At 55.6% G+C, this 11,431-nt stretch carries 5 protein-coding genes and 2 pseudogenes; 1 reads left to right on the top strand and 6 read right to left on the bottom strand.

Annotation, left to right across the window (positions count from 1 at the left end):
• The 4 genes and pseudogenes from HWX25_RS32170 to HWX25_RS32185 all read right to left on the bottom strand — a co-directional run.
• A pseudogene (locus tag HWX25_RS32170) lies at nt 1-117 on the bottom strand (IS5/IS1182 family transposase); the annotation flags it as partial.
• Nucleotides 118-221: 104 nt separating this feature from the next.
• Nucleotides 222-1,496, bottom strand: coding sequence for a helix-turn-helix domain-containing protein (locus HWX25_RS32175; protein WP_175912589.1), 1,275 nt, complete (start codon nt 1,494-1,496; stop codon nt 222-224).
• A 672-nt stretch (nt 1,497-2,168) separates the two neighbouring features.
• Nucleotides 2,169-3,366, bottom strand: a pseudogene (locus HWX25_RS32180) (IS3 family transposase).
• A 182-nt stretch (nt 3,367-3,548) separates the two neighbouring features.
• Nucleotides 3,549-4,976: an APC family permease gene (locus HWX25_RS32185; protein ID WP_175912591.1), complete on the bottom strand. Its 1,428-nt coding sequence runs from the start codon at nt 4,974-4,976 to the stop codon at nt 3,549-3,551.
• Between the two features lie 288 nt (nt 4,977-5,264).
• On the opposite strand from HWX25_RS32185, the gene HWX25_RS32190 reads away from it, so the two are divergent.
• Complete coding sequence (locus tag HWX25_RS32190; protein ID WP_175912592.1) at nt 5,265-6,185, top strand: LysR family transcriptional regulator; 921 nt, start codon at nt 5,265-5,267, stop codon at nt 6,183-6,185.
• 567 nt (nt 6,186-6,752) lie between these two features.
• On the opposite strand, the gene HWX25_RS32195 is transcribed toward HWX25_RS32190, so the two are convergent.
• Together HWX25_RS32195 and HWX25_RS32200 are read right to left on the bottom strand one after the other, a co-directional pair.
• Entirely contained in the window at nt 6,753-8,102 is a 1,350-nt protein-coding gene (locus tag HWX25_RS32195) for an aminotransferase class III-fold pyridoxal phosphate-dependent enzyme (RefSeq protein ID WP_175912594.1), read from the bottom strand.
• Between the two features lie 1,290 nt (nt 8,103-9,392).
• Nucleotides 9,393-10,865 carry a benzaldehyde dehydrogenase gene (locus HWX25_RS32200; RefSeq protein WP_175912596.1) on the bottom strand — a complete coding sequence of 491 codons (1,473 nt, stop codon included), beginning with the start codon at nt 10,863-10,865 and terminating at the stop codon, nt 9,393-9,395.
• Between the last annotated feature and the right edge of the window lie 566 nt (nt 10,866-11,431).

The following is an 11,431-nucleotide window of genomic DNA, read 5'->3' on the forward strand; positions in this document are numbered from 1 at the left end:
CGTCAGCAATCGCGACCACGGCACGAGCTTCTCCATCTCTTCCAGGAAACGCTGGCGCCGAGTCATGCGCTTCTTGCCCGTGCTTTCCGCTTCCGCAAAGCTCATTTGCCGTTTCATCGTCGTGGGCCCGTTCCGTGAACTATCTTCTACAACGTCCTCGGCTGCGTCAGCGATGACCACAGAGCCGGATAAATCAGTGTTTCCCTAGTAGGTACATTTCTCTACAAGCGTAGTTTCGATGAGCTTTTGTCGCCAGATTGAAGTTCTGCCACCACTCCGCCTTCCACCGCCAGCATGCCAAGCTCGCGTAAGCGGTGCAACCGCGCATAGACAGTTGTACGAGAGATTCGCAATTGCCGCGCCACCGCAGCAACGTTGCCGTTATGGTCACGCATAGCTTGCTGAACAGCTCCGAGCATTTTTTCCTCGAGGCTTTCTCCGCCTCTCTGCAAGCTGGGCTCGGCGTTGCCGGAAAGCACGGATTCGGCCTCCAGATCTTCCACCGTGAAATCCGAATTCATGCGACGCGCTGTGCTGCGATTAAGCGGCCCACGCGCATAAAGGATCCACAAGTGAGTACCGTCTGCGCAACAAATGCGTTGAGGACCGCGTTGCGGCCTCAGCACTCGGCTTAGGAGAGTGGTCGGCGCATCGCTGAACAGGTCGCGCAGCGTGAGCCGACCAACAGATACGTTTTGCGGCAACGAGAGCATGCGACGCGCCATACGGCTCGCAGCGCGCAGACAACCATCCTCCTCGACCGCGAGCACCCCCGAGAGGGGAGTTGCGAGCCAACGAGAATCATGATGCACACGCAGAAGATGGCAACCGCGCAATGTTGCGAATAGGCGCTGCTCAGCGGCTAATGCCGCGAGCCGGAATTGTTCACGTATTTGCGCCAAATCGCGCTGGCCAGTGCCTGTGATATCCAGCGCGCCTACCACCTCGCCATGCAGCCCAAAAAGGGGCACGGCAAGACACGACACATGCTCGAAATCGTTGAGGTAGTGCTGACCGCAGGTTATCGTCGCTTCAGCCCCCTCGTGGAGCACGCAGCTCGGTGCCGTCGTGCCGAGATGGGATTCGAGAATACGTCGGCCAGCGACAATCGGCCGGATCAAAGCGTCATCACATCCCGGGCTACGGCGCGCATGGATCACCGTACCGTGTGCATTCGCGCAGAAGATCGTCCAGCTATCGCCGCCAAACGCGTCCCAAAGCTGCTCGATTTCATCAACGATACAGCTATACAGACGTCGATCATCAGGCGTTTCAAGTGTACTGCGTGTGCCGCTGAGCAATTCGTATTCAGGCGCCTGACCTGGCACCAAACCCGCGTCCCGGGAACGCACCCACGAGCGCGCCACGGACTCAGGTAGCAAATTCGGTGTCAACTCATCGGGCAGTTGCCCACCGTCACCAAAATGCTCACGGGCCAGTTGCAGTTGCGTGAGTACGTTACCGCTCATCGACTCGGGTGCGGACGTTCGATTCATTCAGGCTCCCGTTGATGCATTGCGCTAAAAGCGGAAGATTGGCAGCAAGGCTAAGTCAACGCAAGAAGACAAGCGACACCACGTCTTTTGTGGGTCCGACTCCATCATTTCGAGTCGATCGACGTGCGCTGGATGCTGAGCTTGCCGGACACAAGCTAGGATACCTCGGCTCGGCAGCGCTCGGGCGGTGGTGGGATGCACCCTGTATGCGCCATTGCACATACCGTAAGAAACGCAGGATCTGCTTGAGCGTGACATGATGCGCGCAATCTTCAGTAGCGTTGTCGATTTGCGCCTCTCAGACGAGCATAACATGTCATTTAACCAATCGTGACAGAGTTCATAAAGCGGCAATACGCTTAAAGCCCGCAGATGTCGCCATGCTCCAGCACCGCAAAACTGCCACCCATACCTTTCTCGACTACAAAGGCGCGCAACTCGCTTCGCGTGAGCGGTCTCGTCGCCAACAGTGTCGGGTTCGGCCGATGCCATAGCCGGCAACAGATAGCGTGCTTCCTTGTCGGTCACGAGTTCAAGAGCGATGCCGAGCCCCACTTTGCAATTTTCACCGACGCGAGGATGCGCGACCACAGATGTCAGTTGCTCTGCGATATATCAGCCCACATCGGCGGGCCTGGAGTTGCCCCTGTAACTCAGGACACGCAGACACCGTTACGTTGATGATACCGCAGCACGCCTAAACTCGCGAGGCCGGCGGTATTTCAGGGCTTTATGTGGATGGCGCTCATTGTAATGTTCAAACGCGATAGCCAGACGCGAGAGCGCCGTCGGTGCGTCAGGCTTATCCATATAGGCGACGTAATTGTGCTTCATGGTCTTCACGAACGATTCGGCCATGCCATCGCTCTGCGATGAACGTATCGGTGTGGTCAGCGGCTCAAGGCCCAGTTCGCGAGCGAAGCTGCGCGTGTGATGGTCGATGTAGGCCGAGCCGTTGTCCGACAGCCATTCAATGGGTTGCGCGGCCTGCGTGGTGCCGAAGCGCTGTTCGACGGCGGCCAGCATTACGTTGCGCACAACGTCACCGTTATGTCCGCCGGTGGTCGCCGCCCAGCTAATTGCCTCCCGGTCGCAGCAGTCCAGCGCGAACGTGACGCCCAGCGGCGTGCCGTCGTCGCACCGGAACTCGAAGCCATCGGAGCACCAGCGGGTGTTACTGCGCTCTACCGCAACGCTACCGTCATGGCGCCGCTTGTCTCGCCGCACGCCGGAGCGGCACAGCAGCAACTTGTGCTCGTGCATCACCCGACACACCCGCTTCGCGTTGATGCGCGGTGCGCCGGTCTGTTCTCGACTACTGCGCAGCAGCGCCCAGACACGCCGATAGCCGTAGGTCGGCAGATGCGCCACATGCCCCAGAATTTCGTCGACCAGCCCAGTGTCATCAGTCTCGCGGGTACGGCGACCATCGCGCCAGTCAGATGAGCGAACCCGCTTCACCACCACAGCAGAGCGCGCCACGCCGAGAACTTCGCAGACCGTCTTCATCGGTCGCCCCTGGCAGCAAGGGCGAGCACGCAATCGGGTCTTTTGATCGCCCCCAATCCACGGCTTCTTTTAGGATTTCCACCTCCAGCGTCTTCTTCCCGCGTAGCCGTTAGAGTTCCTTGATTTCCTTGATGGCGGCGGCCAGTTCAGATGCGGGTACAACAGATTCACCTGCCTTCACCACCGCCAGACTGCCTTCCCGGTATTGCTTGCGCCAGCCGAACACCTGGTTGGCGTTGACGCCGTGCCGACACGCTACGGCCGACACCGATACTCCCGGCTCCAGTGTCTCTTGCACGATGTCGATTTTTTCCTGCGCCGTGCGCCGACGGCGGCGCTCCGGCTCGGTCAGAATTTCGATGCTTTCCACGTAATGACCAGGCTTACTGATAGGCACAAGACTATCCCTTATTTTGAGAGAGTCTTCGTGTCGTCAGATACGTAGGGCCGCTCCAGATCCGCTCGACGAGGCCGTCTTTAGTACGATGTGACGGCGATCGAACTCACTCAGTGGGCCTTTGATTTTCATCGCCCTCTACTGCTTCAGTGAGATTGAGACTGGCTCAATATTTCATCGTTTTGTTCATTCCCATATCTCTTGAAAAAACCATTTGCAATGCCAACGACAGCGGCGACAAGCACTAACCACGGCAGCTGAGTTGAAAGACCTTCCGTCGTTCCACTTAGAGATCCAAAATTAGTGACTGCGATAATTACGACAACAAGCAGCCCAAGACCGCCGAATGCTGGGGCGATGAAGCCTTGCCAGAGCATGCGTTTCCCAGTGCGGGCGAAGTATCCAATGACGCCGGCAGCACCGAGCGTTTGCAAGACCAAAACACCCAGCGTGCCAAGTGCAACCATCCACATGTAAATGACTTGCACGGGGTCAGCTTTGCCGAACATGAAAGCGGCAAGGACCGCTGTACAGGATATCGTCAACACGACGCTTGCAGCATGCGGGCTGCCGTGACGCCGATGGATCTTGGTTAGAGGCGCAGGTAGGAAATTTACACGAGCGAGCGCAAAGAAGTACCGGCAAAGCGCGTTGTGGAACGACAGCAGCACCGCGAACACGCTCGTAAGGACGAGTACTTGCATTGCCTGAGTCGACCATTCACCAACAAATCGCGTATTTGCCGTAAAGACGAAAGTGATGGGATTAGCGGTAGCCTCGTGCTGGATATTTTGTCCAGAGTATGCAAGTGCGAGACACCACATCGTCAGTGTGTAAAAGACGCCAATCAAGCCGATCGCAATATAAGTCGCACCCGGAATCGTTCGCTGAGGATTCCGCGCTTCCTCACCATAAATCGTGGTTGACTCAAAGCCTACGAAGCAGGAAAACGCGAACATGAGAGCGGTACCTATGCCGGAAGACTTGAGTGTCGTTGCCGAGAAAATTTGTAGATCATTCGCGTGTCCTCCCGTCTTTACGAGGACAGCGCCATCGAAAATGACGAGGATCAGGACCTCGAGGATCATCAACACTCCGAGGACCCGTGCAGAGAGGTTGATGTCCATGTAGCCAAGCACGCCGGTCATAGCGACAGCTACGAACGCAAGCATTCGCCAGTCGAGTTCGAGGCCAGTAAACGACTTGATCGTGTCGGCACCAAACGCGGCAAACTGGGCGTAAATACCGATCAACATACACACGTACGCCAGTAGCGCTACGCCGGCGGCCGCGTTGCCCGCGTGCTTGCCTAGCCCGCGACTGACGAGTTCAGCAAACCCCCCGGCACTAACCACGTATCTACTCATTGCGGCAAACCCAACAGCAAAAAGCAGAAGAATGCAAGATGCGATGAAGTACAGCCCCGGGGCAGCATTTCCGCCCATAGAAAATACAGCTGGACCGGCTCCCAATGTCGCCCCGAGGGGAGCGGCAGCGGCCACAACGAAGAACACGATGTCCGCGATACCCAACGAAGACGCCTTTAACTGCCCTGTCGACTTCTCTCGATCCATGATCCCACTCCAGTCAGATTAGTTCTTGTGCAAATAGCGTTCGGTGATTATTGGCCTGCACATTGTGTCCAGCAACGAGTCCTTACTGATCATTCAATCGCGTTTGGTGATCGAATCCGCGAGCATCAGGGGCACCGCGCTCCGCAGCCGCCTTCGGAAGCCACTTCCAAGATCGTTGCGATGAGCGTGTGGGACTGCGCAGACCTTTGGTACCATTGTTGTATGGTGCACTGACAGTGTTCGCACCCTAACTTTAGAGAGCCTGCGGTGAATGGCAGGGCGTGCTCCATGGATACGCGACAGCTTTTGTTGGCAATACGCCTCGCCGAGACCTTGCACTTTGGCAAGGCGGCGGAGATTGAAAACGTGGCTCAGTCGGGACTGAGCGCACAAATCGCGAAGCTCGAGTCGGAACTCGGATTCGCGATCTTCGAGCGAACAAACCGCAGAGTTGAGCTAACTGACGCAGGGAAAAGCTTCATCGAGCGCGCCCGCGAGATTCTTGGCGACATGTCGAACACGATTATCGAGTGCCGGGCGATCGCGGAACGAAGCCGGAGTGTCTTAAAGCTTGGTTTCTTCGGCGAGGCGGCCGGCGAGCTTACGCACCTGATCTTGGACATGTTTAGACATACCAATCCTACAGTTCGGCTGGTCTGCACCGAACTTACAATGACGAATCAAGTTCAGGCACTAATCAGCGGACGCGTTGATGCAGCACTCTTGCGATTGCCGATCAATGACGACCGGCTGGAATTCAACGTGATGTACAACGAGCCCCGGGTCGCGGTCGTACCAGCAGATCACCCGATGGCGCGCGCGTCTCTTTTGGAGGTTTCCGATCTCTTCGGGCAACCATTTGCCGTAGCAGCGGCCGGGGCACCGTCCGAATGGGCCTCGTACTGGTGCCTGGAACCGGAATGGCATGAACAAACTCGCGTTGGCGCGTTTGTTCAGTCCATACCAGAGAGTCTCGCCGCCGTTGCATATAGCGGTGCATGTGACACGTTTCCCTTGAGTGCAACGAGGCTATTCTCGCATCCTGGTGTTCGATACGTACCACTGAAAGATGCGCCGCGCAGCGCACTCGCACTTGTCAGCGTGAAGGGAAATCGAAATCCCGCAGTTCGCTCACTACGTGAGTGCATTTCGCGAACGCTGGACACATCGCTTGCTCAGTTACCCGAAGCGCGCAGGGACATCGAATAACTGATGCCACAAGCGGCTCTTTTCGAGACGACAACCAAGGCAGGCACGCTGGCGGCAAGTTTGCTACCGGTCCCGAGCTGAGCCCTCTCTGCGAAAAGATGCTCGGTCGCGCGAGTTCCGTAAGCGCGACGCGATTACCACAAGACGCGTTAGTCCCGCCCGATGTTGCTTAACCCGTGCTTGATTACTAGGTCATTACGTACAGCCTCAATCCACTGAGAGTGTTGCGATGTCGGCCGATGCTTCGCGCAAAGCGCAGCCGAAGCGCCGAGACGCCGCAACTAGTTTCGTGAACGTTGCCCCGTTGACGAAGTCCCTTACACCACACGTCGCAATGTGGCTGTAGTCAAACGGCCGCATAGCTGGTGCCGTGGCGATGCGCGAGAACGCCGCACGTGTGCGACAAATTCCGAACACTCATCCGCGCCTGCAAGTGCGAACGCGGACAGGTGGTGCCCGATAGCAACTCGCGTTTATACTCAAGCAGGAGTTAGTTGGCGCCCAGCACTTTAAAAATTCCATTTTATGGATTATCGAATTACTATTTTGGATGCCAACTTAGATTAATTAATTGCCATTTGAATAAATCAGAAGAATAATATCCTTGGTGGTCTCGATGTAGCCATTGATATCTTCGTCCGTCATCGGAAGCGTCAACCCCAATTGACCGCGATGCACCGGAAAATAACCTCTAGTTGCCATTTCGAGAGCATAAATATTCATGCTGTTTTCATCGATCTTGTGCCAATAATCTCGGTGCGTAGTAACCTGCTGCCCGACGGTTTTTGTAAAAGCATAACCTAAGACAGAGAACGAACCAAACACGGTAAACGGAAATCCACACGCCTCTGCCCAAGAGTTGAGTTCGCGCTTAACCTTTTCCGCCATCGCATTTAGCCTTTGATAGGCTTCAGCATCCATCACCTCCAGGCACGCACTTCCCGCCGCACATGCGAGCGGGTGCCCGTGGTGCGTACCTGAGATCATGACCTGATTCTCCTCTACCACGCGGAAAATTTTTCGACTTCCTCCGATAGCACCGATCGGCAGACCGCCTCCAATCATTTTCCCAAGCACGGTCATGTCAGGCTTCACTTGGTACACGCTCTGCAGTCCGCCGTAGGCCGCGCGCAACGTAATTGTTTCGTCAAAAATGAGCAGAATATCCAGCTCTTCTGTCAGAACCCGGAGTTTTGACACAAAGTCTTTCTCAAGCTCAACTATGCCTCCTGCGCACGATTGCAACTCCATGATGAGACATGCGATATCCTTCGCATTAGCCCTAAGTATCTTCTCGCAGGACTCGAAATCATTTTGAGTGAGTACGACAACATGGTCGCTCTTGTAAGATGGAATTCCATCAGAGTCGGGCAAGGACTTGGGGTTGGAACTCGGGCCGGGAAAGTTTTCAGGGCTGGGGTGAGCCGAGACCGCGAGATCGTCAGTAAAGCCGTGGTATCCGCCCTCGAATTTTGCTATTTTTCTTCTACCCGTATATCCCCTGGCAATACGGATTGCCCCCAAGCAAGCCTCGCTTGCTGAACAAAAGAATTTAACCTGGTCGACCGAGTCGATGCGCTCGCAAATAAGCTTGGCGAGTTCCAATTCGGAGTCGGCAGGGTTGCCAAACGAGAACCCATTTTGCAGCGTCTCCTGAATGGCCGCCAAAACTCCAGGATGATTGTGCCCCAATACATTGGTGGAAAAATTATTATTTAGATCGAGAAGCTTCCTTCCCTCGATCGTATGAATATATTGCGCCTCGCCCTTTTCGACAAAGATCGCGTGCGGTCCATATCCAAACGTGCGCCGACTGAATCCTCCGGGAATATGATCTTTACCCTGCTGCGTCTTTATTTTTGATAGATAAAAGGCGTTGGAAAAATTGTCGAGTGACTGCTGGTAGCTAAGATTCATGATTCCAGTGATCCGGAAGTGTTAATAGGATATGAGAAATCAGCCAAGGAAGCAGCGGGCTTTCATCGGATTATATGTCCAGCGATGTCTCGCCATGCACCTTCCCGCGATAGTATGCGCGACCTCAATTCGAAGAAAGGTTAGTTTTGATTCTCACCAAGGCCCTTCTCGTTACGCACCGACGATTGACAAAAACGCTCCACGAGGAAGGGTGGTTCATATTATTTTCACAATCAACCACACGTCAACCCAGACCTCGTGATTAATCAATCATGATTCGCGATTGATTAAAAAATATGTGAAATATAAAGACTTCCCGATAGAGCAATCGCACGTCTAAATAGCGCCCACGGACCCCACATAAATGTCCGCTTATTTGCATTATCGATTCGTGACCACAATACTTACGCGCCCACTCGACAGCATCTACGAGACGCTAAAAAACATAATTGCGCCACGCAAAATTTCGCGAACAGCATCACCAATCGATAATAGAATGGATTACTTCGACCACTACCGGCAACACTTATCAAATTAGCCGCCCCTATACAAGCAACAGAGTGGTCCGACCTTGCAGGACGTAGTTTAAATTCGTTTAAATATTGCATCCAATCCAGATAAAACCAATTCCCTATCGCCGTGCAACATACAAATCGATGCGGTCGTTTAAATGTGTGATTCAGATACCCTCCGACCAGCGGCAATCGGCAGTAGAATCTCATCTTCGCGCAATAAGCTCCAGAGTGCCTGCACGACGGCACCCTGCACATTGACGCGGAGGATACCCAATGGTCATCGCCAAGCGCCTCTGGTAAGCGCTCGTCGTCATCGACGAAACATCTATGTGGCTGCAGATCAACCAAAGAATTCGCGCGCTTAGTGCGTGAGTCAGAAGTTCACATTGTGTGAGCTTGCAACGGCACTGCATCTGCGTTATGTGAGACTGCTCGAGTGAGAGCAACGAATGCCGGAAGCAACACCGTAAGCAATTGCTCGCCAACGCCTGATTTCGATCAAGCAACTTTCAAGCGATGCCTATGCGACTCAGGTGCATGTTCGTTTGCCCCGTCAGACTCTAGCCGGAGGGAATGAGGCGCCGCGCCTCAGATTTCTGCGGTGCACAGGTTTTATGCAAAGTGGTGCACCGCGCCAGTTCTTGCGGCAAAGCGCACCACTATGCTTCCTTCCATCAACTACTCGAAGGGAGTCCATTATTACGACAAACGGCGTGTACTCGATATCTCCGCCACAAGCGAAGATTCCGCAAGCCGCCACCCAGGCTGAAGAGCGTCAAATCGGATAGAGCGGCGCCTCTCCTTTGATAGTGAGCCATTGCCATTGAGTGAACTCTTCCCAATTGGCCGGCCCGCCGATGCTCGTACCGTTCCCCGATGCGCCCACACCACCGAATGGATTGATGACCTCGTCGTTGACGGTCTGATCGTTGATGTGAAGCAGGCCCGTACGAAGCCGTTCGCCCATGTGTAGTGCACGTCCGACATTTGCGGTGACGATTCCAGTTGACAAGCCGTACTCGGTGCGATTGGCGAGCGCCACGGCCTCGCCGTCGGTATCAAAAGGCACAACGACCGCAACTGGTCCAAAGATTTCTTCGTTAAAGGCGGGGTTAGTCGGAGTAACGCCGCTCAGTACAGTTGCTTCGAAGAACAGGTCTTTATAGCCGCCACCGGTTTCGATCTTTGCTCCTGCGTGCTTTGCATCCTCTACGATGCTGGCAACATGATCACGCTGGGTGGCGTTAATCAACGGCCCTAGAGCGACATTGGACTGAGCCGGATCCCCCACGGAAAGACTGGCCGCCTTCGCCGCCAATTTTTCAACAAAGCGTTCATAGATGCCGCGCTGCACAAGCAAGCGGCCCGAGGCCATGCAAATCTGGCCTTGATGGAGATAGGTACCCCATGCTGCGTTGGCAACGGCAAGATCCAAATCTGCATCGTCGAGGACAATAAGTGAATTCTTTCCGCCGAGTTCCAAAGACACCTTCTTCAGGAACCGGCCAGCGGCCTCACCGACCTTGCGCCCAGCCGCCGTCGAACCCGTGAACTGAATCATCGCGATGTTCGGGTCGCTCGTTAGCGCCGCACCGGCCGCACCGTCGCCGGGCAGCACGTGGAGGACGCCTGCGGGCAGGCCAGCCAGCTCGAACAGGCGCGCGATCGTGAAGCCACCACAGACCGAAGTGCGCGGATCAGGTTTGAGCACGACGGCGTTGCCGAGCGCGAGAGCAGGGGCTACCGCACGCATGGCAAGGTACAAGGGAAAATTGAACGGCGAAATCACGCCGACCACACCCAACGGGCGCCGCCGAGCGATGGACAGGCGACCCGGCACCGACGGGAGAACTTCGCCTGCCGCCCGAGAGGGCAAGGCCGCCGCCTCATGCAAAGCCTTGATCGAAATCGAGACTTCAAAAGAGGCCTTGGCTCGTGTCGACCCACTTTCTCGAACAACCCAGTCAACAATCTCGTCGAAGTGCGTTTCCGCAGTGCGTGCAGCTTGTCGCATCACAACCGCTCGCTCGTCGTACGGCAACGCCGCCCATGAAACCTGCGCAATGCTCGCCGCTGCCGCGGAAGCAGCAACAAGGCTCTCGTCGGCAAGTCCTACGCGTCCAAGTGCGTCGCCGGTCGCCGGCTCCACTACATCCATCTCCCGAACACCGGCTTGCCACTGCCCGGTGAACAGGCGAGCCTGCCAAATTTCGCGCTCTTGCAACAGTGAAGAAGATGTGGTGCTCATACAGACTCCTGATTCGTTCGGGACAAGTTCGCCAATAGCGACATACGCCGAAGATATAAATGCAGCCCAAGGGTATGCCATTGGGACTTTTCCGCGCGGCTCGGAGCCCCATGGATGAACGACGAAGGCGGCGAAAGTGTTCAGAAGCAGGACAGCGCCCACCTTGACCGTCAACCCCGTTCGCGCTGTTTTCACATGAGGCGATCGAAACATTGTTATGCAACTACGATCGCCGAGCGGGATGGCAAATCCGTATTCGTCGCAACGGCCCATAGCGCCCACCCGCGATTCGAAACGGAGGCCGCTCGCCTACCTTACGTTTGCATGCCTTGCGGGCCGACGCCTAAATCATGGACCTGGAGAACAGGATCTCGTTGCCTAAACCGACGCGCTGGAACGCTTGATTCAGCGCCACGTTGTCGCCACAGCAACATTCTCGCCCCCGTTACTATCTTCGTGCCCCGATAATCGGGGCTTTGGCCAGCCAGGCCCGGCATGATTCTCGCCCCCAGTCGCAGTCATGATCCGGGGGGTGTTGTCACCGGGCCTGGTGGGTGGCTGGTGAT

The organism is Burkholderia sp. BCC1640, from assembly GCF_902833125.1.
GTDB lineage: Bacteria > Pseudomonadota > Gammaproteobacteria > Burkholderiales > Burkholderiaceae > Burkholderia > Burkholderia diffusa.

Bases quoted from the DNA above. Each gene is read 5' to 3' on its own strand.
- HWX25_RS32175 (WP_175912589.1), bottom strand. From the start codon at position 1,496: ATGAATCGAACGTCCGCACCCGAGTCGATGAGCGGTAACGTACTCACG.
- HWX25_RS32185 (WP_175912591.1), bottom strand. From the start codon at position 4,976: ATGGATCGAGAGAAGTCGACAGGGCAGTTAAAGGCGTCTTCGTTGGGT.
- HWX25_RS32190 (WP_175912592.1), top strand. From the start codon at position 5,265: ATGGATACGCGACAGCTTTTGTTGGCAATACGCCTCGCCGAGACCTTG.
- HWX25_RS32195 (WP_175912594.1), bottom strand. From the start codon at position 8,102: ATGAATCTTAGCTACCAGCAGTCACTCGACAATTTTTCCAACGCCTTT.
- HWX25_RS32200 (WP_175912596.1), bottom strand. From the start codon at position 10,865: ATGAGCACCACATCTTCTTCACTGTTGCAAGAGCGCGAAATTTGGCAG.